This is a genomic window from Saccharothrix tamanrassetensis, assembly GCF_014203665.1.
In the GTDB taxonomy this organism is placed as follows: Bacteria; Actinomycetota; Actinomycetes; order Mycobacteriales; family Pseudonocardiaceae; genus Actinosynnema; species Actinosynnema tamanrassetense.
The window spans coordinates 138,619-161,568 of sequence record NZ_JACHJN010000014.1 but is presented as its reverse complement, the minus strand read 5'-3'; the positions used below and the strand labels follow the sequence as shown (position 1 = coordinate 161,568).

Below are 22,950 nucleotides of genomic sequence, written 5' to 3'. Positions count from 1 at the left end.
CTCCTCGAGATGGGCCGGCCGAACCCGCCAACCCGGGCACCCGCCGTTAACCGGCCAGTGCGTCATGCTCCACGGACACCGCGAACGGGTTGTCCATCCGGTAGCCGACGCCACGGACCGTGGTGATCAAGGAAGCCGCCTCGCCCAGCTTCCGCCGGATCCGGCGCACGTGCACGTCCACCGTCCGGGTGTCCACGAAGCTGGTCGACCCCCAGACGCTGTTCATCAGCGCCGTGCGCCGGTGCACCTGTCGCGGATGGGTGCAGAGGTGGTGCAGCAGGTCGAATTCCAGCCTGGTCAGCTCGACGTCCACGCCCCGGTGCAGCACCCGGCGGGAGTCCGCCAGGATGCGCAGCTCGGGTTCGGTGCGCGGGACCGGCAGGTCCACCACCACATCCGCCTCGGGCAGGTCCAGCACGGCGCGCAGCGCCTCGGCGAGCTGTGCGGCGGTGTCCACGACCTGTGCCGTCGGCGCGCTGAGTCGGATGACGACCGTCACGTCCACGCTCGTCACATCGGGGATAGCCTTCACGACAGCCACCCCGAGATCGGACCAGCCACGGGGGAGGGGCGTCAACGTCGTCCAAGACGTGGGAGCCGTTGACAGCGTGCATGATGGGCCGATGAGCACCATCACCCTCAACAACGGCGTCACCATGCCGCAACTCGGCTTCGGCGTGTTCCAGGTGTCCACACAGGACACCGAGGACGCGGTCGCCGAGGCGCTGCGGGTGGGCTACCGCAGCATCGACACCGCCGCCATCTACGGCAACGAGGAGCCGGTCGGCCGGGCCGTGGCCGCGTCCGGCCTCGCCCGGGACGAGCTGTTCGTCACCACCAAGCTGTGGAACACCGACCAGGGCTACGACGAGGCGCTGCGCGCGTTCGACACCAGCCTGGGCAAGCTCGGCCTGGAGCGGCTGGACCTCTACCTCATCCACTGGCCCGCCGCCGAACGCGACCGGTACGTCGACAGCTGGCGCGCGCTGAACAAGCTGCTCGCCGACGGCCGGGTGCGCGCGATCGGCGTGTCCAACTTCCAGCGCGCCCACCTCGAACGCGTGATCGAGGAGACCGGCACGGTGCCGGCCGTGAACCAGGTCGAGCTGCACCCCCGGCTCCAGCAGGAGGAGCTGCGCCGGTTCCACGCCGAGCACGGCATCGCCACCGAGGCGTGGAGCCCGCTCGCGCAGGGCGGCGACCTCCTCCGGGACGAGGTGCTGACCTCGATCGCGGACAAGCACGGCCGCACGCCGGCGCAGGTCGTGCTGCGCTGGCACCTCCAGCTCGGCAACGTGGTGATCCCCAAGTCGGTCACGCCGAGCCGGATCGCGGAGAACTTCGCCGTGTTCGACTTCGAGCTCGACCGGGACGACCTCGATCGGATCGCCACCCTGGAAACCGGCCACCGGGTCGGTCCGCACCCGGACGAGTTCAACTAGAACCGGGCTGAACACCACACCGCGGAAATTCCCGTTCAGATCCCGACCGGGCCGCCGGAGCGCCAGTAGAACCCGTCGGCCCGGTCCAGCAGTCCTTCGTCCACGAGGTACCGGCGCACCGTCACGTGGTCCACCTCGCCACCGTCGCACCACGACCGCAGCACGTCCACCACCTCGTGTTCCGGGTAGCGACGTCCCGGCTCGAACGCGGTGCAGACCTCCTCCAGCACCGCCCGCCGCCGCGTGCGCTGCGCGGGCAGCTTGAGCAGCCGACCGTCCCTCAGGAACGGATCCTCCGCGGCCCGTTCCACCCGACCGGCCTGTTCGAACAGGTCCTGGCGCACCAGCATCTCGTTAGGCTGCCCGGCGACCAGCCCCGCGGTGCGCAGCTTGCGCAGCGCTCCGTCCACCCTACGGGCGTCCAAACCGGCCTTTTCGGCGATTTCCGCCGGGTTGCGGGCACCCAGGACAAGTGCGGCCACCACCCGCAGTCGAACGGGGTCGGCGAGCAGCCCGATCAGCGCATCAGGGGTCACGTGAACAGCTAACCGAAGCCGGCGGTCTGGTGCACGCGGATTTGGGGCGGACCTTAATACCCGTGCGCACTGATCACCTCTTCCCCCTGGCGTCGGTGGAGCCCGTATTCGGGATGCCCACCGAACACGCCCGAAAATTTCAGCAGGTGGCCGCGGAGCAGGACCTCGTCATCGACGTGCGGGCGACGAACCCGCACGCCGTGGCGTGGCTGCGGGACGGCGCGTTGCCCAAACCGGCGCCGGTGAAGGCGAAGACGATCGACGACCTGGACGTCCGACTGGGCGCGCGGGCGGGACACCGGGGCCTGGTCGGGTTCTTCCGGCCGTTGTTACCGCGCCACGGCGTCACCGAGCGGCTGTTGAGCCGGTTCGCCCAGCGCCGGGAGGAGTTCACCGCGCTGGGCGCGAAGATGGCGCAGCTGGAACGCCGCGGTGAGTACCTGGTGCGGGACGGCGTGGTGCACGGCTTCGACCGGCGCGGCCGGCTGCGCCCGTTGACCGGGGACCACGACGTGTTCGACATCCACGCCTCCGGCGGCCGGGCCCTGTCCGCCGGGCGCTACGACCGCGCCGTGGCGACCATGATCGACCTGGACATGGGCGTCACCCACGGCGCCCACATGTACTGGCGACCCACCACGCCCGCCGACCGCGTCATGTTCGAGTCCATCGCCCACAGCTCCAGCCCCAAACTGCGCTTCCACCCCGACGGCACGATGACCGCCGGCGACTACCGCCGGCTGAACGCGGGCACGAACGCGATCACCAGACCGGCCAACGCGGTCCGCCCGTACGCGACCGTCTCCAGCGTGGGGAGCTGAAGCCACCCGCCGGAAGTGTCCATGTCGGTGATGAGGAGCTTGCCGTAGAGGAGCAGCAGGGCGATCCCGTACAGGCGCGCGTGCTCGTGCTTCCAGGCGAGCACGAGGCCCGCCAGACCCGTGCACACGTGCAGCGTCTGGTGGCCCGGGGGGAGCGGGAACACGGGCACCATCCCGACCACGATCTGGAGCGTGCCCACGATGAGCGCGAGCAGTTGGGCTCGGCTCAGCCGCGTCCCGGCGCCGGCGTCGCCCTTCGCGCCGCCCCTCCCGGTGCCCTTCACCGGTGCCTCTTTCCTCATGGACCCCGGATACCCGGGCGGTTCCGGCACACGCCCGGACCTGCTCACTTTCCTCCCCGGTGGGCAGGGATGTCCGCCCTATCGGGTGGTGTCGTCGGCGAGCGGTGCAGGGGTGGACGTGAGCGGTCGCGCGTCGTTCGGCGGGGGTGCCGCTCCGCTGTTCGGCGGCGCGTGCCCCGGTGCCGGCGCGCGGCCGTGCCCGGCCGGCAGGGGGTTCGTCGTAGGGGGTGTTCCGCCGCGTCCGATGCGTGTGCCGGTGCGCTGCCCGCTCTTCGACGGGTGGCGAATCAGCGCAGCAGGGGTTCGAGTCTGGTGCGGGCGTCACCCGCCGCGTCCGCCGCCGAGCGCTCCCCGCCCAACACCTGCCGAGCCATGGTCGAGATCGCCTCCGACACCTCCGGGTACCTCGCCCCGTACGCCGGTCGTGCCCGGGTCAGCTGCCCGGCGAACGCGGGCACGTTCGGATCCCACCGCCACCCGATGTCGTCGATCGTGTCCGACCGGTTGGGCAGCGCGGTCAGCCACGCGCCGAACTCGGTGGCGTTGCCCCGCTCCTCGGCCAGCCACCGCACCACGTCCCAGGCCCGGTCCCCGTGCTGCCCGCGCCGCCCGAGCACCCAGGCCTCACCGCCCACCCGGGCCGCGCTGCCCGCCTCCCCGGCCGGCAGCGGCGCGGCCACCCAGTCCAGCCCGGCCTGGTTCATCGCCGGGACCGCCACCGGACCGTTGATCATCATCGCGCACCGGCCCTCGACGAACTCCCGCTCGACGTCGGAGTTGCTCCACCGGAGGACGTCGGCCGGCGCGCTGCGATCCGCGTTCACCAGTCCGTCCACAAAGGACAGGGCGCGGACCGAGGCGTCCCCGCCGATGTCCTTCACGTCCCCGCCGGCCTGCCACAGGAACGGCAGGAAGTTGGCCGTGAGGTCGTCGCCCGCCGCCGCGAAGCACAACCCGGAACGCCCTTCGGCGGTCAGCGCCCGAGCCGTCGCCCGCAACTCGTCCCAGGTGCGCGGAGCCGTCCCGATCCCGGCCGCGGTGAACAGGTCCCGGTTGTACAGCAGCGCGGTGGTGCTGGTCCGCAGCGGAACGCCGTAGAACTTCCCGTCGTGCTGGACGCTGTCCCGCACCGGCCCGAGGTACAGGTCCTTCACCTCCCACGACGAGAACCGGGGCGTCAGGTCGGCCAGCACGTCCTGCGCCGCCAGCCGGGGCAGCGCCGCCACGTCGACCGCCGCGATGTCCGGGAACGTGCCGGCCGCGATCGCCTCGTCCAGCTTGGCGGCGAACTCGGCACGGGGTATCGCGGTCCGCCGGATCTGCACGCCGGGGTGCCCGTCCTGGTAGCGCTTGACCAGGGCGTCCACCGCCTGGTCGGCCATGGGGGAGTGGTCCAGGTAGTCCCACCAGGTCAGGGTGACCGAACCGGTGGGCTCCGGGCTGGTCGCGCCGCCGCACGCCGCGACCGCCGCCAGGAGCACCGCCGTGAGCAGTGCCCGCACACCCTTGCCGCTCGAACTCATGCCGCTCGCACCCTTCGACACAGGCGGCGGCCTCATCAAACGGACGTCAGGTCGTCCTACCCCGGCGCGGGACGGGGTGTCAAGATCAGGCCTTCGCCCGTTTGCCCGGCTGGGGGTCGGCCGGTGCGGACGGGCCGGCGGGCAGGTCGGCCGCGGGCTCGGGGCGTGCCGACCCGCCGAGGTCGACGTCGGCGAGGTAGGTGGCTGCCAACTCGTCGTAGATCGGTGTTGAACTCACGTTCCGGGATACTGTCCGGCGGATCGTCGCCGCGCTGCCCATCTCACCTGTGTGGGTTACCCGGCAGCCGGTAGGAGCCGCAAAAGGGCGGAAACTTCCCCGGTGAGCGGTCGTCCGGCCGGTGATGCACCGGGACGTTGCCGGTCACCGGGCGAAGGGTGCCCGCAAGCGCCCCGTCGATCCCATGCCGGAATCCGCTTCGGCGGCTGACCGGCGTAACGGGCGTGCCCGTCCGCACGATGATGGCGTAGGCGGCCACCGCCCCCCTAGGCCGCCTGCGAAGTCCCGGCCGGGTCTCCACTCCCCCCAGGAGCCCCGGCCGGGCACTCGAAGCCTTTCAACGCAACGTGTCCGCGCCGTGTCAGCCGGTGACCACGAATGTCCTTTTCGGTGAGTAGTCATGCACGAAATGACGTGTGCCAACGACGGCAAGGCGTCCGTGCCGCGTCCACACGGGCACGAACACCTTGCCGTCGACAGCACCGGAATCGGATCTTCCGACCCCCGCACGGCGCTAACTGCCCGGCGGAACGCGCCTGCGTGGCACGCGGTTGGCGGGCTGGCGGATCTCCGGTGGGGTCGGCGGGTCCGGAATGGGCAGTGTCACGGGGTTGCCCGGCTCGACCACGATCGGCTCGCCGTGGTGCGCGGTGTGCAGCGCATCGCCGGAGACGATCCGGTAGGTGGCCTCGTTCCGCGTGATGCTGACCGCCAACCTGGTGCCCTGGAAGGACATCCGGAACGCCATCCGGTCCAACCCCGGTGCCAGCCGGGGCGCGAACGTCAGCCCGCTGTGGTCGCGCATCCCGCCGAACCCGGCCACCACGCCGATCCACGCGCCGGCCAACGACGCCATGTGCAATCCGTTGTGGACGTTGTTGTGCAGGTCGTGCAGGTCGGTGAACGCGGCCTCGGCCAGGTAGTCGTACGCCAGCCGGAGTTCGCCCACCTCGGCCGCCAGCACGGACTGGGTGCCGGCGGACAGTGAGGAGTCGCGCACGGTCCGCGCCTCGTAGTAGGCGAAGTTCGCGGCCTTCTCCTCGGCGCTGAACACGTCGCCCCGGACGTGCATGGCCAGCACCAGGTCCGCCTGCTTGATGACCTGCTTGCGGTACAGGTCGAAGTACGGCTTGGTGAGCAGCAACGGGTACTCGTCGGGTTTCGTGCCGTCGAAGTCCCACTCGGCGTGCGCGGTGAAGCCCTCGGCCTGCTCGTGCACCCCGAGCAGCTTGTCGTACGGGATCCGCATCCGCTCCGCGGCCTCCTGCCACGCGGTGACCTCGTCCGGGGAAACCGCCAGGTCCTTCGCCCGGTCCGGGTTCCGTTCGCACGCCGCCGCTGCCGACCGCAGGTTCTTCTGCGCGATCAGGTTGGTGTAGATGTTGTTGTCGACGACGGCCGTGTACTCGTCGGGCCCGGTGACGCCGTCGATGCGGAAACCGTCGTGCGGGTCGTTGTGCCCCAACGACATCCACAGTCGAGCGGTCTGCACCAGCAGTTCCGTGCCGCACTCCCGGTCGAACTCCGTGTCGCCGGTCGCCGCTATGTACTGCGCGACGGCGTGCGCGACGTCGCCGGACACGTGGAACGCGGCCGTGCCGGCCGGCCAGTAGGCCGAGCACTCGGCGCCGTTGATGGACCGCCACGGGAACGCCGAACCCTTTTGCCCCAGCACCTGGGCACGTTCGAGGGCCTTGTCCAGAGTGGAGTGACGCCAGCGCAGGGCGTCCCGCGCCGCGTCCGGCACGGTGTAGGTCAGCACCGGCAGCACGAACATCTCGGTGTCCCAGAACGCGTGGCCGTCGTAGCCGGGCCCGGTGAGGCCCTTGCCCGGGATCGCCCGGGTCTCCCCGCGCGCCCCGGCCTGGAGGATGTGGAACAGCGCGAACCGCAGCGCCTGCTGCAACTCGTCGTCGCCGGTCACCTCGATGTCCGCGACCTCCCAGAAGTCGTCCAGGAACGCCTTCTGCTCGGCCAGCAGCCCCTCCCACCCGGTCTGCCGGGCGCCCGCCAACGCCGCTTCCACCTGTGCGCGCAGCGCCGGCACGGACCGCTGCGCCGACCACCCGTAGCCCAGGTACTTGGTCAGCCGCAGCGAGCTGCCCGCCGGCACGTCCACCGCGACGGTGAACCGGGCCAGGTCGCCCTCGGCGTGGATGCCGGTCCGCACGCCGTCGCCGAGCACCAGCTCGTGGTCCATCGCGGCGGCCATCCGCAGCCCGGAGTGCCGGGTGTGGTGCGCGAGCACCGCGCGGGTGCCCTCCGCCCACGCGAACTCGGCGATCAGCGGGGCGTCCAGGGCGGCCGCCACCCGCGGGTCGCCGGCGCGGTGCTCGATCGGCTCGTTGGCCAGCAGGTCGGACTGCACGACCAGTTGCAGGTCCTCCTCGGGTTCCACGACGTAGTGGATCGCGGCGACCGCCCGCTGGGTGAACGACACCAGCCGCTCACTGCTGACCGTGATCCGCCTGCCGGTGGGCGACTCCCACACCGTGCGCCGGCGCAGCGTGCCGGTGCGGAAGTCCAGTTCCCGCTCGTGCTCGTGCGCCCGGCCGTAGCGCATGTCCAGCGGCTCGTCCTCCACCAGCAGGCGGATCACCTTGCCGTCGGTGACGTTCACGATCGTCTGCCCGGCCTCCGGGTAGCCGTAGCCGCCCTCGCCGTAGGGCAGCGAGTGCTCCTCGTAGAACCCGTTGAGGTACGTGCCGGGCAGACCGCGCGGCTCACCCTCGTCCAACGTGCCGCGCATCCCGATGTGCCCGTTGGCCAGCGCGAACGTCGACTCGGTTCGGCGCAGCTCGGCCACCGAGAGACCACTCCACCGCAGCGACCACGGTTCGATGTCGTACCCCGTCACAGGAGCTCCGCCAAGTCCTCGACCACCACGTCCGCTCCGCTCTCCCGCAACGCTTCCGCCTGTCCCGCCCGGTCCACACCCACCACGTAACCGAAACCTCCCTCCCGGCCGGCCTGGACACCGGCCAGCGCGTCCTCGAACACCGCGGCCCGCGCGGGCTCCACGCCCAGCAGCCGCGCCCCGGCCAGGAACGAGTCCGGCGCGGGCTTGCCGCGCAGACCGTCCCGGCTGATCGCCACACCGTCCACCCTGGCCTGCATGTACTTCGCCAGGCCCGCCGCCTCCAGCACCCGTTCGGCGTTCGCCGACGACGTCACCACACCGATCTGGAACAGGCCCTGCGCGGCCTCCAGGTACCGCACCGTGCCCGCGTAGGGCGTCACGCCCTCCTGGCGGATGATCGCATCGATCAGCTCGTTCTTGCGGTTGCCGATGCCGTGCACGGTGTCGCGGTCCGGCGGGTCGTCCGGCGCGCCCTCGGGCACCGTGATGCCGCGCGACGCCAGGAACGTCCGCACGCCGTCGTAGCGCGGCCGGCCGTCCACGTACTTGATGTAGTCCTCCTCCGCGAACAGCGGCTCGCCGCGCGGGCGCAGGAAGTCGTCGAACGTGCGCCGCCACGCACGGCGGTGCAGGACGGCGGTGCTGGTGAGCACCCCGTCGAGGTCGAAGAGGCAGGCGGTGATCCCGTCCGGCAACCCGAGTTTCATGGTCCGTGTCTACCCGTTCCCGTCGTGGGGTACCCGGTCGGCCTGGAGGTGGTCGCGCCATGGGCAAGCCAAGGGTGCTGGTCGTCGGCACGGGATTCGCGGGTTACCACGCCCTGCGCGGGCTGGAGAGTGCTCTCCCGCCGGACGCGGCGGACCTGGTCGCGGTCAACCCCACCGACTACATGCTGTACGTGCCGCTGCTGCCGGAGGTGGCCGGCGGCACGCTCGACCCGCGCCGGGTCGCGGTACCGCTGCGGCCGAAGCTGCCCCGGACCCGGCTCGTGCAGGCACATGCGACCAGCGTGGACCTCAGCGCGCGCACGTGCACGGCAATTGACGTAGAAGGCCGCGAGCAGGTGCTCGACTGGGACCGGATCGTGCTCACCTCGGGCAGCGTGACCAGGCTGATGTCCGTGCCGGGGGTCGCCGAGCACGCGTTCGGCTTCAAGTCGGTGGCCGAGGCGGTGTACCTGCGCGACCACGTGCTGCGCCAGATCGAACTCGCCGAGCAGTCCGACGACCCGGCCGAGAAGGCGGCGCGCACCACGTTCGTCGTGGTCGGCGCCGGCTACACGGGCACCGAGCTGGTCGCTCAGGGCCAGCAGCTGGCAGAGGCGGCGCGGCGCGGGCGGCGTGGTCTGCCGCCGATCCACTGGGTGCTGGTCGACCTGGCCCCGCGCGTGCTGCCGGGGCTGGACGAGCGGATGTCCGAGCCGGCCCTGAAGGTGCTCCGCTCGCGTGGCGTGGACGTGCGGCTGGAGACCAGCGTCAGCGAGGTCACCGCGACCTGCGCGAAGCTCACCGACGGCACCGAGATCCCGACCCGGACCGTGGTGTGGTGCGTGGGTGTGCGGCCGGACCCGTTGGTCGAGTCGGTGGACCTGCCGACCGAGAAGGGCCGGCTGGTGGTGGGGGAGGACCTCACCGTGCCCGGCCACCCGCACGTGTTCGCGGCGGGCGACGTCGCCGCGGTGCCGGACGTCTACAACGGCGGCAAGCCGACCCCGATGACCGCGCAGCACGCGGAACGGCAGGGCAAGCTGGCCGCCCGCAACGTCGCGGCGTCCCTCGGCCACGGCCAGTCCCGGCCGTACCGGCACTGCGACCTCGGGTTCGTGGTGGACCTGGGCGGCGGGCAGGCGGTGGCCAACCCGCTGCACGTGCCGCTGACCGGCTGGCCCGCGAAGATCGTGGCCCGCGGCTACCACCTGCTGGCGATGCCGGGCAACCGGGTGCGGGTGGCGGCCGACTGGCTGACCGAACTGCTCGCCCGCCGCCAGGTCGTGCAGTTCGGCCTGGTCCCGGCGGCCGGCGTGCGGCTGGCCGACGCGGACCGGGTGGACGCCGCCCCGGCCGTCCGCCGGTGACCGTCCGCCGGTAGCCGTCCGCGGGCGCCGTCCAGTGGTAGCCGTGCGTGGTGCGAGAGCGGCCGAGAGGTCCGGGGGCCGTTCCCGCGCACGCGAATACGCCCGGCCACTCCTGGGCCGGGCGGTGCGGTGATGCCGGAGTCCGGTCGGCTCGGGTCAGGCGGGCTTCAACGGGTCGTGGCCGATGGACATCAGGCGGTGCCGCCAGTGGGCCTCGCCGGCGGTCGGCTCCAGGTCGTCGCGGCGCTGGGCGTGCACCTTGTCCACCACCTTCCGCATCACCCGCACGTCCTCGGTGGTCAGGTCGGTCCGGCGTTTCCGCAGGACCCTCAGCACCTCTTGGCCGGTCGGCGTGCCCGACTGGTCCGGCAGCTCCTCCGACTCCTCGTCCGCCGAGCGGGTGCGCAGCCAGTCCTCCAGCTCGTGCGAGGTCATGTTGACCACGCGGTGGAACTCATCCCAGAGGGTGTCGGTCATGGCGTGCGGGGTTGCCACTTCGCGTGCCTTCGAAACCCCTCCAGCCACTCGTCCACCTCGCGCAGGCCCTGCTCGTCCACCGCGTACAGCCGCCGGGCGCCTTCCGGGTGGACGCGGGCGAAGCCGTTCTCCCGGAGCACCCGCAGGTGCTGGGAGACGGCCGGCTGGGAGATCCCGAACTCGCCCCGGATCACCGCCGTGAGGTCGCCGGAGGTCTGCTCGCCGTCCGCGAGCAGCTCCAGGATGCGGCGTCGCACTGGGTCGCCGAGAACCTCGAATACGTGCATGACCAGCACTTTTAAGGCTCAGCTTATATAAGTCAAGCCTTGTCGCTCGGGAATTGTCGTACCCCCGTGGCACCATGTCGAACAGGTGTTCGGTACGCGTTCGGAAGGGAGCTAGGGATGCGCGTACAGCTTGATCCCCGGCAGTGGCCCGGCCGTGTCATCCCCGAGACCGACCTGGAGATCGACACGGCCGTCGAGGCGCTCTGCCTGCGGGCGAACTGGTCCGATGCCGACCGCGCCGGAGTGCGCGCGGTCGTCGGGCCGTGGTTCGCCGAGGGCTGGAGCGTCGATGCCCTGCTGGCGGCCGTGGACAACAAGCCGGACGGGAGCAGGCAGGGCAGCCCCAGGAACCGCGACCAGGTTGCGCACGACTTCCTCCGTGCGCGGCTCCGGTCGTGGTGGCAGGGGGGCGCGCGACGGGCGCGCCCCCCGGTCGCCGGCATGACCCTGGGCCAGTGGTGGCGGGTCAACCGCCGCAACGCCCGGCTCACCCGGCCCCGGCCGCGCCGGCCGCTGGGCGAGGCCGGGCGGCAGGCCCAGGAGCAGTCCCGGGAGCAGGTGCGGGCGCGGCTGCGCGATCCGGTGGAGCGGTCCCGGGCCAGGGCCCGGCGGTGGCAGGAGGCGCTGGACGGCCTGCTCGTCCCCGGTCAGCGTCCGCCGACGTTCGAGGACTCGCGCAGGCTGCTGGCGGAAATCGTGCAGGTGCCCGCGCACCCGGTGTGCAGCCGGTGCGGGTGTCGGACGGGGGTGTTGTCACAGGCCGCTTGAAGTGAGCAGGCTCCGGCTGTTCGGAGTGATCAGGAGAGCGCGGGCCTCATCCGTCGAGGATGAGCCGGGCTGACGTCGACGTGAGTCGGCTTGACATCGCCGTGGATCGGCTCGGCCGTGTCGCGGATCGCGCCGACCCGGATCGCACCGACCTGGGTCCTGCTGATGGCGACGCGGGTCGGGCTGGTGTCGACCTGGTCCCACCGGGGCGCTACGCCTTGGCGATCCGACCAACGCGGTCGCGATCGCGTGATTCGTGCTGCGCTCGAACGGTCTGCGGAATTCCGCCCGCCCTGGCATGGAGTCCACACCCTACCGCGCCGGGCGGGACGGCGTTCGCAGGCCCTGAGTTTCGCGGCCCCGGTTGCGCAAGGCGCTGCGATTCGTACGGCTCTGGGCTTCGCACGGCTTCGGGAGTCGTGTCCGGACCCGGCGGGCGCGGTCGACCGTCCCCCGTGTTCTGGCGAGCGGTCCGCTGTGTCGCTGCGGCGATCGGCATTCCCGGCGAGGTCGAGCGGTGTCACCTGGACAGGTGAAATGCCGGGCGCCGGCCTGCGTGTACGGCCGGCGCCGGTGGAATCCGGACCGGCACTTCGGGTACGAACGCCCGGTGCTGAGATCCCGAGAGTGGCGAGCGTGGCTGGTCGGCGCCCTCCTCGTCCCCGCTCTGCTCGCGGGATCAGGGGTTTTCGCGCGCGCCCGGCCGGGGAGAACCTCGCCGCCGCGTTGCGCCGAGCACTGGACCGGACAGGCGTGACCGACCACGCGGTGGCGGTGGGCACCGGCCCGACCCGATCCGATCCGGACGACGGTCACGCTCGACGCCGGACCGGAAAGCTCGAACCCGGCTGCCCGCCAGGTCGACGTCCTGATTAGCTAGGAGTGGCAGTGTTCTGGTTGTTCGCCCAGATGTCCGTCCTGTGCGCGTTCGCGTTCTTCGCGGGTGCGCTGCTCACGTGGCTGCCGCTGCGCGCCACCATCCGCGGCCTGCGCGCCGAACTCGCCCACCCGGTCCTGCGCCCCGCCCTGCCTGCGGGGGCGGTGGTCATCCCGGAACAGCCCGAGGAGCAGTCGGGCGCGGAACACTCGTCCGAGGAGCGATCGCCTGAACAGCAGTCGTCCGAGCAGCAGTCGTCCGCAGAACAGTCGTCCGGGGAGCAGTCGCCTGAGCGGCAGCCTGCCGGGCAACAGCCCGAGGAGCAGGCTGCCGAGCCGCAGAGTGCCCAGCCGGAGAGTGCCCAGACTGCCGAGCCCGCCCGGCAAGCCCATCCTGCGGAGGACGATCCCGCCCGATCCCGCCAGTCCCGGTCCCAGGCCGTCCGGCCCAGGGCGGCTCAGTCCAAGCTCGACCACGCCCCGCACGCCGACCGCGCGCAGCAACCCGAGGGCGACGAGCAGCCCGAGGCGGGTCGCCGGCCCGAGTTCGCGGTCAAGGGCAGCACCAAGTCGATGATCTTCCACACCCCGGACTCGCCCTACTTCAAGCGCATGAAGGGCGACGTCACCTTCCGCTCCGCCGCCGAAGCCGAGCGCGCGGGCTACACCCGGTGGCGGCCCAGGAGCGCAGCGCCGGCCCGGTGAGCGCCGTCCACCCGCACCTCACCGTCGGGCGGTGTTCACACACCACCCGACGGTGAGTTCGGTCGCACCCAGCACCCAGCACCCAGCACCCAGCCAACGTCCAATGCCCGCACGCAGCGCGCCGCCCGGTTCGGCCGCGCGCCAGTCGGCTCAGTCGCGCTTGTGGTTGCGGTTGATCAGCCGGCGCAGTTCGCTCTCGCCGAGCCCGCCCCAGATCCCGTAGGTCTCCTCGACGGTCAGCGCGTGGTCGCGGCACTCGACCACCACCGGACACCGGGCGCACACCGCCTTGGCCCGGGCTTCGCGGTGTTCACGTGCCGCGCCCCGCTCGTTGGGGCTGTGGAAGAACAAGGCGCTGTCCATGCCACGGCACAGGCCTTTCAACTGCCAGTCCCAGGATTCGGCGACCGGCTGGGGCAAACGGGACAGTTCGGGCATGGGATCACATCCTGTGGTCGGGATGACCCCACCCAGCCTAAATTCGATTCAAAATCGGTTCAACTCAAGAACCGCTTCGACTGCCTCGGGCAGCGACGCCGGCCGGTGCGCACCCCTCGGCACCGACCCCCATCCCGGACCTCCCAGCAGCACCGCCTGACCGCGTTCCAGCAGCTCAGCCACCGGGGCCAAGGCCGCGTACTCGGCCGCGTGCGCCCACAGCACGACCACCGCGGGTGCGAGCAAATTCACCGCATCGAGCAGGGCCGGAGCCGGTACGCGCGCCCCCAGATTTCGCGAAGCGCAGTCACGTTCGGTGAGAGCCGCGCCCAGCACGTCCAGCGGCAGGCTGTGCTGCTCGTCCGGAGCGCACGCCAGCAGCGCGGGCAGCCGCCCGGACACCGGCGGCGCGTCGGACCGCAGCGCCCACTCGATCGCCGCCGTGGCCAGGTGCTCGACCTCCACCCCGGAGTCCTGCGCGGCGACCCGCTCGCCCAACGCGATCAGGAACGGCATCAGCACGTCCTGCCACGCGCGCACCACACCGTCCCGCGCGATCAGCGTCGCCGCGAGCGTGCTCATCAGCGGCAGGTCCAACCGGGCGGCGGCACGGGCGAACCCGCGCGCCTCCTCCGGCTCCACGGCCAGCGCGTGCGGACCTCCACCGGCTCGCGCCCGTTCCGGTGGCGCGTCGCCCAGGGCCACGGCGGCGGCCGACGCCGGCGTGACACCCTGGCCGGTGAGCTCCAGCATCCGCCGCAGCCGGGACACGTCGTCCTCGCTGTACCTGCGGTGCCTGCCTTCTTCACGGGTGCTGGGCCCGAGCCCGTACCGGCGGTCCCACGTGCGCAGGGTGACGGGGGAGACGCCGAGCATCCGCGCCACCGCTCCCGCACTCCAGCGCACCGCACACCGCCATCCGCATCATTCCCGCCGGGCGGAATGGTAACGAGTAGCCTCGGCACGGGCCGGGTATCCACGGCCGGAGGTGACGGGATGCCAACGAGGGACCTGATCGTCGTCGGAGCCTCGGCGGGGGGAGTCGAAGCGCTGCGGGCGTTCGTCGCCGGCCTTCCCGAAGACCTGGAAGCGGCCGTGGCCGTCGTGCTGCACCTGCCGTCCGGCGGCACCAGCGCCCTGCCCGCGATCCTCGACCGCAGCGGACCGCTGCCGGCGGTGGGCGCGCGGGCGGGTATGCCGCTGCGACCGGGCCGCATCCACGTCGCGCCGCCCGACCACCACCTCCTGGTCGTCGACGGCACGGCGCACCTGTCGCACGGTCCCACCGAGAACGGCCACCGCCCGGCGGTGGACGCGCTGTTCCGGTCGGCTGCCGCGGCCCGCGGCTCCGGCGTGATCGGTGTCGTGCTGTCCGGCGCGCTGGACGACGGCGCGGCGGGCATGGTCGCGATCGCCAACCGGGGTGGTCTCACCGTCGTGCAGGATCCCGAGGAAGCCCTGTACACGGGTATGCCGAGTGCGGTGATGCGGCACGTCAGCGTGGACCACGTGGTCTCGGCGGGCACGATGGGCGCGCTGCTCAAGGACGAGGTGGGTCGCCGGGTGCCGGACGGTCGCGAGCCGTCCGAGATGTTGCGCAGGGAGGTTGTGCTCACCGCGAACGACGGCGGGGCCGACCCGAGCGAGGTGAGGGGAATGGGTACACCGTCGAACTTCAGCTGTCCCGACTGCTCCGGCACGCTGGTCGAACTCGACGTCGAGGGCAGTCGCTTCCGCTGCCAGATCGGCCACGGCTGGACCGCCGACGCGTTGCTGGACGCGCAGGACGCCACCCTGGAGAAGGCCCTCTGGACGGCGCTGCGGACGTTGGAGGAGAAGGCCAACCTGGCACGCCGGATGCGCGCGGACGCGCAGAAACGTGGTGCCGACGCGATGGTGAAGCGCTACCAGAACAGCGAGCAGGAGTCGACGGCGGCGGCGGACGTGTTGCGCGGCCACCTGATGTCCGGAGCGTTCGCCCCCAACCCCCAGGCGGAGCACAGCACGTGAGCCTCGACTTGCGGGTCGACTTCGATTCGGGCGCCACCGTGGTGCGGCCCACCGGGCTGCTGGACCTGACCACCTACGTCGCGTTCCGGGACGGGTTGCTCAAGTGCGCGCTGGACGGGCCGACGGCGGTGGTGGTGGTGCTGGGCGAGGACTTCGAGTTCTCCACGCCGGCGTCGATGTCGGTGTTCGCCACGGTGTGGCTGAGGGTGTCCGAGTGGCCCGGCGTGCCGATCATGCTGGTCGCGGTGGCGGAGCCGCACCGGGCAGCGCTGGCGGCAGGCGGCGCGGGGCGGTACGTCCGGCACTTCCCGACCGTGGCGGAGGCGATCACCGCGGTGGGGCGGCGTCCGGAACGGCGGCGGGACGACACGTGGCTGCCGGACTCGTCGACGAGCGCGCTGTTGGCCCGGCGGTTCGTGCGCGAGGTGTGCCGGCGCTGGCAGCTGGCACACGTGGTGGACGAAGCCCTGCTGGTCGCCACCGAACTGGTGCAGAACGCCGTCCAGCACACGGGCTCCGCGCCGCACCTGCGGCTCGAGTTGCGCGGCCACCGGCTGACCATCGCGGTGCGCGACGAGGAGGCCGCGCAGCCGGAGTTGAACGTGGCGGGCGGTGGCCAGGGCCTGGCGCTGGTGGACAGGTTCAGCCGGGTGTGGGGCTCCTCGCCGTGGCCCAGCGGCGGCAAGGTGGTGTGGGCGGTGCTGCGCGGCTAGCGCCCGTGTGGTCGACACGCGCGTGTTCGGTGCTCGTGTGGTCGACGCCGGCCTGGCTCGGCCGGTCGACGCCAGCCTGGCTCGGCCGGGCGACGCCAGTGTGGCTCGGCCGGGCGACGCGGTGTCCGGCGAGTAGCGTCTGGCGGTGTGAGCGATCCCGTGAAGCCCGATGACGACTTCGAGGAAGTGCTGCGGTACCTGAAGGAGTCGCGCGGCTTCGATTTCACCGGGTACAAGCGGACCAGCCTGATGCGGCGCGTCCGGCACCGGATGAGCCAGGTGGGCATCGACGGCCACGTCGACTACATCGACCACCTCCAGGTCAACGCCGACGAGTTCAACGCGCTGTTCAACACCATCCTGATCAACGTGACCGGCTTCTTCCGGGACACCGAGGCGTGGGACTACCTGCGCGACGAGGTGCTGTCCGCGCTGCTGGTCGAACGCGCGCCGGACGACCCTATCCGGGTGTGGAGCGCGGGCTGCGCGTCCGGCGAGGAGGCCTACAGCCTGGCCATGGTGCTCGCCGAGGTGCTCGGACCGGAGCGGTTCCGGCAGCGGGTGAAGATCTACGCCACGGACGTGGACGAGGAGGCGCTGGCCCACGCCCGGCACGCCGTCTACGCCGAACGCGAGCTGACGGGCGTGCCGCCGGACATGCTGGCGAAGTACTTCGAGCAGCACAACGGCCGCTACGCCTTCCGCAAGGACCTGCGCCGCTGCGTGATCTTCGGCCGCAACGACCTGGTGCAGGACGCGCCGATCTCCCGGATAGACCTCCTGGTGTGCCGCAACACCCTGATGTACTTCAACCAGGAGACGCAGACCCGGATCCTCGGCCGGTTCCACTTCGCGCTGATGCCGCGCGGCGTGCTGTTCCTCGGCAAGGCGGAGATGCTGCTGTCGCACAGCCGGACCTTCGACCCGATCGACCTCAAGCGGCGGATCTTCCGCAAGACCGTGACCGGGATCGGCGGCGGCACGCACTTCGTGACGCAGGCGTTCGTCCAGGACCGCCGGATCGACGTGGGCGGGTTGGACCAGTTGCGCGAGCACGCGTTCTCGGCGAGCCCGGTGGCGCAGGTCGTGGTGACCGGGGACGACGTGCTGGCGCTGGCCAACCGGCAGGCCGAGTCGATGTTCGGGTTGACGGTCAAGGACATCGGCCGCCCGCTGCGCGACCTGGACCTGTCCTACCGCCCGGTGGAGCTGCGCGGGTACGTCGAGCAGAGCCGGGTGGAGCGGCGCGCCCTGCGCATCAAGGAGGTGGAGTGGTCGCGGTCGCCCGGCGAGTCGCTGTGGTTCGAGGTGCACCTGAACCCGTTGGTGGGCGGCGACAACAAGATCCTCGGCGTGTCGATCGTGTTCCACGACGTGACCTCCGCGCGCCGGCTGCTCGACGACCTGGAGTACGCGAACCGCCAGCTGGAGTCGGCGTACGAGGAGCTCCAGTCCACCAACGAAGAGCTGGAGACGACCAACGAGGAGCTCCAGTCCACTGTGGAGGAGTTGGAGACGACGAACGAGGAACTCCAGTCCACCAACGAGGAACTGGAGACGATGAACGAGGAGCTCCAGTCCACCAACGACGAGCTCCAGACGATCAACGACACGCTGCGCGAACGCACCCAGGAGCTGGACCAGGTCAACGACTTCCTGGAGTCGATCCTCACCTCGCTGCGCGCCGGCGTGGTCGTGCTGGACCTCCAGCTGCGGGTGATCGCGTGGAACCGCGGTGCCGAGGACCTGTGGGGTGTCCGGCGCGACGAGGCCGAGGGGCAGCACCTGTTCAACCTGGACATCGGTCTGCCGGTGGCCGACCTGCGCCAGGTCGTGCGGCAGGCGCTGTCCGACGCGTCGTTCCTGACCGAGGTGAAGCTGGAAGCGGTCAACCGCAAGGGACGCGGCGTCGTGGTGCGCGTGGTGTGCAGCTCGCTGCGGTCCAACCTCGGCAAGCCGAACGGCGCGATCCTGGTCATGGAGCAGAACGACTAGCTGTTCCCGCCTTCGACGCGGAGCGGGGCGTCCGGCTTCGACGGAGCGGGGCGTCCGGCCGCTGTGGTCGTCCGCTGTGGTCGTCCGACGGCCGTGGCCGGTCTGACAGCGGCGGCGGTGGGTCGGCGGTGGTGCGGCTGCCTGTTCAACCGCACTCGTCCCGCCTCACCGTGAAACCGCGCCGTGCTCAGGACGCGTTGAGCTGCTTCTCCAGCTGTTGCTTGCTCATGCTCGAAGCGCCGGAGATGCCCGCGTTCTGCGCCTGCGCCAGCAGTTCCTGCTTGCTCGCCTGGCCGGGCAGATCGCCCATGTGCCGGGCGCGGCTCTCCGCGAACGCCGAACCGAGCTCCTCGCGCCGGTTCGGGCCCAGCTTCGAGCGCATCCCCGGCAGCACCTTGGACTCCTCTTCCTCCACGTGGTGCGTGACGTCTTCGACCAGCTTGTCGAGCACCTGGTCGAACTCTGGGGACGCCGGGTCGGTCGCGGTCAGCTTGGCCAGCAACTTCTCCGCCTCGACGTGCTCCTCCTGGCTGTGCGCGATCTCCTCGGTCTCGCCGGCCTCGTCGCGCGCCACCGGGTAGACCGAGTCCTCCTCGGCCCGGCTGTGCGCGGTGAGCACGGCGGCGAGGACCGGCACTAGCAGCGGTCGCTTCTCCGGGTGGTTCTTGAGTTCGTCGAACAGCCTCTCCACCTCGCGGTGGTCCGCCATGATCAGGTCGACGACATCGGGCATCGCGGGTCTCCTCACGTCGAACGTCGGGACGACGGGGGGATACCCGCTATTCAGCCGACTACCCGCCGGATCGTGTTGATCGGACCGATCGACTCGATGTCCTGGATCTTCACCGGCACGCCCTCGGTGGACGCGTGCACGGCCCGGATGCCGTCGATCGCCATCGACACGTGGTGCTGGTCGGCGTAGTAGATGACCAGGTCGCCGGCTTTCACCTCGTTCAACGACACGGCCCGGCCGATGGTCGCCTGGCCGTAGGTGGTGCGCGGGATCGCGATGCCCACGGAGCGGTAGGCGGCCTGCATGAGGCTGGAGCAGTCCCACGAGTCCGGGCCGTTCGAGCCGTACACGTAGGGCTTGCCGCGCTCGCCCAGGGCGAACGCCAGCGCCTGCCCCGCCTGGCCGGCGGGCACCGGCACGTGACCGGTGAAGCCCTCGTCGCCGAGCGCGTCGCGCTCCGACTCGGGCAGCGCCCGGTACGCGTCGCGCGCCTCGGTGATCTGCTCGTCCAGCGCCGTCTTGCGCCGGCCGATGTCCTCGATGGCCTTGTTGGCGTTCCCGGCGGCCTCGGTGGCGCGGCGGGCGGCGTCGTTCGCCTTGTCCACGGCGGCGGTGAGGCCGTCCATCGCCTCGGCGTTCTCGCCGGCCAGGATGCCGAGCGCGGACATCCGGTTGAGGAAGTCCTGCTGCGAGTCGCTGACCAGGATCGCCGACAGCTGGTTGAACCGCGCGCCCTCGAAGGTGGCCTCGGTGAGCAGGTCCACCTGCCCGCGCAGCAGGTCCTGCGCGTGCTGGGCGTCGGTGAGGTCGCGGTTGGCCCGGTCGAGCTCGCCCTCGGCCCTGGACAGGTCGTCCTGGGCGCGCAGGTGCTCCTCGTTGAGCTTCTCCGCCTGGGTGGACAGCTCGTTGTACTTCTTCAACGCCTCGGAGGCGTTCGGGGGCACCGGGTCGGCCACGGCCTGCGGCAGGGACATCCCGCCGGCCAGCGCGAGGACGGCGGTGGCCGCCAGAGCCGCGCGGACGGTGCGCTGAACGGGGTACGACGCCACGGTCGCGCGGCCCTCCTCGAAACACCGGGTAGCCCGAACGGGTTGCCCCCCGGTCAGGTCTCGGACAGGTTACGGAACCGGAATCCGTCCGTCCATCAGGGGTCCTGTTCCGCCGGGTCGGCCCGCCACCTCCAGTCGGCCGTGCCTCTCCGCGATCCCGGCTTCCGGCCCGTCGACGGTCCGCTGCGCCAGGTCCTCCGCGTGCTGCCGGCGGCGTCCCGCAGTTCGGTGCGGGCCGTCTCGACGGCCCCCTGGTGGCGCACGACCAGCGGTTCGGGGAACTTCGCGGTCGAACCGGCCACCCTTGAGCGGTTCGAGCCCGGAGTCGGTCCCGGCGCTACCCCCGCAGGCCGGTGAGGTCCGTCCGGCCGCCCGCGTGCCCGACCGCGCGACCGGCGGCGGCCACCGCGAGCCGTCCCGCGTCGTGGGGGTGGTCGCCGCGCACCAGCGCGAAGGTGAGCGCGGCGACGAAGGCGTCCCCGCCGCCGGTCGTGTCGACGACGTCCTCTTCGGTCAGGGGCACCACCGCGTCACCCGACGACCACACCAGGACGTTCGCCTCGCCCTTCACCTCCAGCACGGCCAGCGACGGCCCGCGCTCCAGCAACTCCCGCCCGGCCTTCACCGCGTCGTCGGCCGAGGAGATCCGCCGTCCGGTCAGCTCCTCGCCCTCCTTGTGGTCGGCGCGCACGACACCGGCGCTGGCCAACTGCTCGTCGGACGCGACACCGTCCAGCACGACCAGCCCGTCCGCCCGGCGGATCGCCGCCAGCGCGGCTTCGGCGGGCTGCTGGAGCTGCACCACCACGGCGTCCGCCCCGGCCAACCCCGAGGCGTTCACGTCGGCCTCGTTCACCAGGGAGGAGTCGGGCAGGTCCTGGAGGTAGCGCCAGTGCCCGTCGCAGACCACGTCCACGATCAGCGCGCTGCGCCCGCGCCGGGCCACGTCCGACGTGTCGACGCCGTCCGCCCGGAGCTGGTCGACCAGGTGCCGGCCCACCTCGTCATCGCCGACGACGCCGACCAACGCGGCCGAAGCGCCCAGCCGGGCCACTCCGACGGCGGTGTTCGCGCCCTTCCCGCCGAGCAGCTCACGGCGTTCGAGGACCGGGACGGTGCCGGAGGCGTCCGGCACCTCCGGCACGACCAGCACGAGGTCACGGGCGATCTGGCCCACCACGGCGATCCGCATGTCCAAGCCGTACCCGGAGGCACCCCGGTGAAACGGCCGGTGAGCGCCGGGTCACCGCGGTCGCTCCCGGCGAGGCGCAACCACGCTGTGGAATGTCGGAACTGCTCGTCCGGAGCGACCGCACCCGGCCGTGAACTGGCAGTGATGCAGGTCACATTCGAACGTGTCGAGAAGCTCCGAGGTGCTCCGTCCCACGGGTGGAAGCGTCAAGATGGGCGCGAAACGAGACCGAGGAGTCCGACATGGCCAGGTTCCTGCTCCTGATGAACTACGGCGCGAGCACGAACTGCGACGTCCCGATGCCCGAGTGGGCCCCGCAGGACGTCAAGGCGCACCTCGACTTCCAGCGTGACCTGGCCGAGGAGCTGACCGCCAACGGGGAGCTGGTCGACGGTCAGGGCCTGGCCGCCCCGGAGCTGGCCAAGACCGTCGTGTTCACCGGCGCCGGCGCTCCGGTCGTCACCGACGGGCCGTTCCCCGAGTCCAAGGAACTCCTCGCGGGCTACTGGATGGTCGACACCACGCTGGAACGCGCGCTGGAGATCGCCGCGAAGGCGTCCGCCGCACCCGGCCCAGGCGGTGTGCCGCTGGGACAGCCGATCGAGGTGCGCGAGCTGATGAGCGTGCCCGCCACCCCGGACCTGTGACGGACCGCGTCGAGGACCTGCTGCGCGACCTCGCGCCGCAGGTCCTGGGCGTGATCGTGCGGCGGTACCACGACTTCGCGCTGGGCGAGGACGCGGTGCAGGAGGCGTTGCTGGCGGCGGCCGTGCACTGGCCGGAGGACGGCGTGCCGGCCAACCCGCGCGGCTGGCTGATCCAGGTGGCCGTGCGGAAGATGACCGACCTGCTGCGCAGCGAGACCGCCCGACGTCGGCGCGAGGAGGCGGTGTCGCACGAGCCACCGCCCGGTGGTGTGTCCGAACAGGACGACACGCTGATCGTGCTGTTCCTCTGCTGTCACCCGGCTCTGACGCCCGCGTCGGCCATCGCGCTGACCCTGCGCGCCGTCGGCGGCCTCACCACAGCGGAGATCGCGAACGCGTTCCTGGTGCCGGAACCCACGATGGCGCAGCGGATCAGCCGCGCCAAGCAGACCGTGAAGAAGGCCGGCTCCACGTTCGCCATGCCCGGACCGGACGAGTGGGCCGCGCGCCTGCGGTCCGTGCTGCACGTGCTGTACCTGATCTTCAACGAGGGCTACACCAGCAGCGTCGGCGGCGAACTGCACCGCACCGAACTGTCCGGTGAGGCCATCCGCCTCACCAGGGCCGTGCACGCGCAGTTGCCCGAGGACGGCGAGGTCGCCGGGCTGCTGGCGTTGATGCTGCTGACCGACGCCCGCCGCCCCGCCCGCACGGGACCGCGAGGCGAGCTGATCCCGTTGGAGCAGCAGGACCGCACGCTGTGGGACAAGGCCCTGATCAACGAAGGCGTCGACCTGGTCATGGCCGCCGTCGCCCGCGGCGCGATCGGCGAGTACCAGTTGCAGGCCTCCATCGCCGCCATCCACGACGACGCGTTGCGCGCGGAGGACACCGACTGGCCGCAGATCCTGACCATGTACGGCCTGCTGGCACGCATGGCGGACAACCCGGTGGTGGCGCTGAACCGGGCCATCGCCGCCGCGATGGTGCACGGTCCGGCCGCCGGCCTGAAGCTCATCGACGAACTGGAGCCGAGGTTGCCCGGCCACCACCGCGTGGCCGCCGCCCGTGCCCACCTGTACGAGAAGGCCGGCGACGTGGCCCGCGCGATCGAGTACTACCGAGCCGCTGCGGCCCGCACCACGAGCACCCCGGAACAGCACTACCTGCTGACGCGCGCGTCCCGGCTGTCCCACTGACCCGACCTCGGAGCAGTCACCGTCGTGATCGAAGGTGACCGGATCGGTCCGGCCCTGCTGTCCGG

Annotated in this window: 24 protein-coding genes; 10 read left to right on the top strand and 14 right to left on the bottom strand. The window is 71.6% G+C overall.

All coding sequences use genetic code 11. The annotated features are described in order from the left end of the window. Positions 1 to 46 precede the first annotated feature (46 nt). Complete coding sequence (locus FHS29_RS37925) at positions 47 to 532, bottom strand: winged helix-turn-helix domain-containing protein (RefSeq protein WP_312865214.1); 486 nt, start codon at positions 530 to 532, stop codon at positions 47 to 49. Between the two features lie 91 nt (positions 533 to 623). Here FHS29_RS37925 and FHS29_RS33615 point away from each other — a divergent pair, with 91 nt between their 5' ends. Further along, positions 624 to 1,442, top strand: coding sequence for an aldo/keto reductase (locus FHS29_RS33615; RefSeq protein ID WP_184698247.1), 819 nt, complete (start codon positions 624 to 626; stop codon positions 1,440 to 1,442). 35 nt (positions 1,443 to 1,477) lie between these two features. On the opposite strand, the gene FHS29_RS38370 is transcribed toward FHS29_RS33615, so the two are convergent. Beyond that, complete coding sequence (locus FHS29_RS38370; protein WP_184698245.1) at positions 1,478 to 1,978, bottom strand: DUF2087 domain-containing protein; 501 nt, start codon at positions 1,976 to 1,978, stop codon at positions 1,478 to 1,480. 62 nt (positions 1,979 to 2,040) lie between these two features. Here FHS29_RS38370 and FHS29_RS33605 point away from each other — a divergent pair, with 62 nt between their 5' ends. Further along, positions 2,041 to 2,799 carry an anthrax toxin-like adenylyl cyclase domain-containing protein gene (locus FHS29_RS33605; RefSeq protein ID WP_312865213.1) on the top strand — a complete coding sequence of 253 codons (759 nt, stop codon included), beginning with the start codon at positions 2,041 to 2,043 and terminating at the stop codon, positions 2,797 to 2,799. On the opposite strand, the gene FHS29_RS33600 is transcribed toward FHS29_RS33605, so the two are convergent. From FHS29_RS33600 to FHS29_RS33580, 5 genes are all read right to left on the bottom strand, one after another. Then, positions 2,709 to 3,101, bottom strand: coding sequence for a DUF4383 domain-containing protein (locus FHS29_RS33600; RefSeq protein WP_184698243.1), 393 nt, complete (start codon positions 3,099 to 3,101; stop codon positions 2,709 to 2,711). The genes FHS29_RS33605 and FHS29_RS33600 overlap by 91 nt on opposite strands. A 287-nt stretch (positions 3,102 to 3,388) precedes the next feature. Further along, a complete protein-coding gene (locus FHS29_RS33595; protein ID WP_184698241.1) occupies positions 3,389 to 4,624 on the bottom strand; it encodes an ABC transporter substrate-binding protein in 1,236 nt (411 codons plus the stop codon). An 85-nt stretch (positions 4,625 to 4,709) separates the two neighbouring features. Then, positions 4,710 to 4,862: a hypothetical protein gene (locus tag FHS29_RS33590; protein ID WP_184698239.1), complete on the bottom strand. Its 153-nt coding sequence runs from the start codon at positions 4,860 to 4,862 to the stop codon at positions 4,710 to 4,712. Positions 4,863 to 5,376: 514 nt separating this feature from the next. Continuing rightward, the gene (locus FHS29_RS33585) at positions 5,377 to 7,719 is read right to left on the bottom strand and encodes a glycoside hydrolase family 65 protein (RefSeq protein WP_184698238.1); all 2,343 of its coding nucleotides are present in this window, start codon (positions 7,717 to 7,719) and stop codon (positions 5,377 to 5,379) included. Further along, positions 7,716 to 8,429 carry an HAD family hydrolase gene (locus FHS29_RS33580; protein ID WP_184698236.1) on the bottom strand — a complete coding sequence of 238 codons (714 nt, stop codon included), beginning with the start codon at positions 8,427 to 8,429 and terminating at the stop codon, positions 7,716 to 7,718. The genes FHS29_RS33585 and FHS29_RS33580 overlap by 4 nt, the downstream gene beginning before the upstream one ends. Positions 8,430 to 8,488: 59 nt before the next feature. On the opposite strand from FHS29_RS33580, the gene FHS29_RS33575 reads away from it, so the two are divergent. After that, the gene (locus tag FHS29_RS33575; protein WP_184698234.1) at positions 8,489 to 9,796 is read left to right on the top strand and encodes an NAD(P)/FAD-dependent oxidoreductase; all 1,308 of its coding nucleotides are present in this window, start codon (positions 8,489 to 8,491) and stop codon (positions 9,794 to 9,796) included. 156 nt (positions 9,797 to 9,952) lie between these two features. Here FHS29_RS33575 and FHS29_RS33570 read toward each other — a convergent pair whose 3' ends face one another. After that, positions 9,953 to 10,273, bottom strand: coding sequence for a DUF3140 domain-containing protein (locus tag FHS29_RS33570; RefSeq protein ID WP_184698233.1), 321 nt, complete (start codon positions 10,271 to 10,273; stop codon positions 9,953 to 9,955). Continuing rightward, the gene (locus FHS29_RS33565) at positions 10,270 to 10,560 is read right to left on the bottom strand and encodes an ArsR/SmtB family transcription factor (RefSeq protein WP_184698231.1); all 291 of its coding nucleotides are present in this window, start codon (positions 10,558 to 10,560) and stop codon (positions 10,270 to 10,272) included. The genes FHS29_RS33570 and FHS29_RS33565 overlap by 4 nt, the downstream gene beginning before the upstream one ends. A 117-nt stretch (positions 10,561 to 10,677) precedes the next feature. On the opposite strand from FHS29_RS33565, the gene FHS29_RS33560 reads away from it, so the two are divergent. After that, positions 10,678 to 11,328 (top strand): hypothetical protein, encoded by a 651-nt coding sequence (locus FHS29_RS33560; RefSeq protein WP_184698229.1) that lies wholly within the window; start codon positions 10,678 to 10,680, stop codon positions 11,326 to 11,328. 888 nt (positions 11,329 to 12,216) lie between these two features. Next, a complete protein-coding gene (locus FHS29_RS33555; protein WP_184698228.1) occupies positions 12,217 to 12,909 on the top strand; it encodes a sunset domain-containing protein in 693 nt (230 codons plus the stop codon). Positions 12,910 to 13,059: 150 nt separating this feature from the next. On the opposite strand, the gene FHS29_RS33550 is transcribed toward FHS29_RS33555, so the two are convergent. Together FHS29_RS33550 and FHS29_RS33545 are read right to left on the bottom strand one after the other, a co-directional pair. Beyond that, positions 13,060 to 13,347 (bottom strand): WhiB family transcriptional regulator, encoded by a 288-nt coding sequence (locus FHS29_RS33550; protein WP_184698226.1) that lies wholly within the window; start codon positions 13,345 to 13,347, stop codon positions 13,060 to 13,062. 48 nt (positions 13,348 to 13,395) lie between these two features. Beyond that, entirely contained in the window at positions 13,396 to 14,253 is an 858-nt protein-coding gene (locus tag FHS29_RS33545; RefSeq protein ID WP_184698222.1) for a MerR family transcriptional regulator, read from the bottom strand. Positions 14,254 to 14,343: 90 nt separating this feature from the next. Here FHS29_RS33545 and FHS29_RS33540 point away from each other — a divergent pair, with 90 nt between their 5' ends. The 3 genes from FHS29_RS33540 (at position 14,344) to FHS29_RS33530 (ending at position 18,065) form a co-directional block, all read left to right on the top strand. Beyond that, complete coding sequence (locus tag FHS29_RS33540; RefSeq protein ID WP_184698219.1) at positions 14,344 to 15,357, top strand: chemotaxis protein CheB; 1,014 nt, start codon at positions 14,344 to 14,346, stop codon at positions 15,355 to 15,357. Beyond that, on the top strand, positions 15,354 to 16,070 hold the full coding sequence (locus tag FHS29_RS33535; protein WP_184698218.1) for an ATP-binding protein: 717 nt from the start codon (positions 15,354 to 15,356) through the stop codon (positions 16,068 to 16,070). The genes FHS29_RS33540 and FHS29_RS33535 overlap by 4 nt, the downstream gene beginning before the upstream one ends. Before the next feature lie 147 nt (positions 16,071 to 16,217). Then, a complete protein-coding gene (locus tag FHS29_RS33530) occupies positions 16,218 to 18,065 on the top strand; it encodes a CheR family methyltransferase (RefSeq protein ID WP_184698215.1) in 1,848 nt (615 codons plus the stop codon). Between the two features lie 187 nt (positions 18,066 to 18,252). Here the strand turns inward: FHS29_RS33530 and FHS29_RS33525 are convergent, their stop codons facing one another. The 3 genes from FHS29_RS33525 to FHS29_RS33515 form a co-directional block, all read right to left on the bottom strand. Beyond that, the gene (locus tag FHS29_RS33525; RefSeq protein ID WP_184698212.1) at positions 18,253 to 18,798 is read right to left on the bottom strand and encodes a hemerythrin domain-containing protein; all 546 of its coding nucleotides are present in this window, start codon (positions 18,796 to 18,798) and stop codon (positions 18,253 to 18,255) included. Between the two features lie 50 nt (positions 18,799 to 18,848). Continuing rightward, on the bottom strand, positions 18,849 to 19,847 hold the full coding sequence (locus FHS29_RS33520) for a C40 family peptidase (protein WP_184698210.1): 999 nt from the start codon (positions 19,845 to 19,847) through the stop codon (positions 18,849 to 18,851). 337 nt (positions 19,848 to 20,184) lie between these two features. Beyond that, positions 20,185 to 21,039, bottom strand: coding sequence for a PfkB family carbohydrate kinase (locus FHS29_RS33515; protein WP_184698207.1), 855 nt, complete (start codon positions 21,037 to 21,039; stop codon positions 20,185 to 20,187). A gap of 242 nt (positions 21,040 to 21,281) precedes the next feature. Here FHS29_RS33515 and FHS29_RS33510 point away from each other — a divergent pair, with 242 nt between their 5' ends. Next, positions 21,282 to 21,686: a YciI family protein gene (locus FHS29_RS33510; protein ID WP_184698204.1), complete on the top strand. Its 405-nt coding sequence runs from the start codon at positions 21,282 to 21,284 to the stop codon at positions 21,684 to 21,686. Next, positions 21,683 to 22,885, top strand: coding sequence for an RNA polymerase sigma factor (locus FHS29_RS33505; RefSeq protein ID WP_184698202.1), 1,203 nt, complete (start codon positions 21,683 to 21,685; stop codon positions 22,883 to 22,885). Before FHS29_RS33510 ends, FHS29_RS33505 begins: the two co-directional genes overlap by 4 nt. The last annotated feature ends 65 nt before the right edge of the window (positions 22,886 to 22,950 follow it).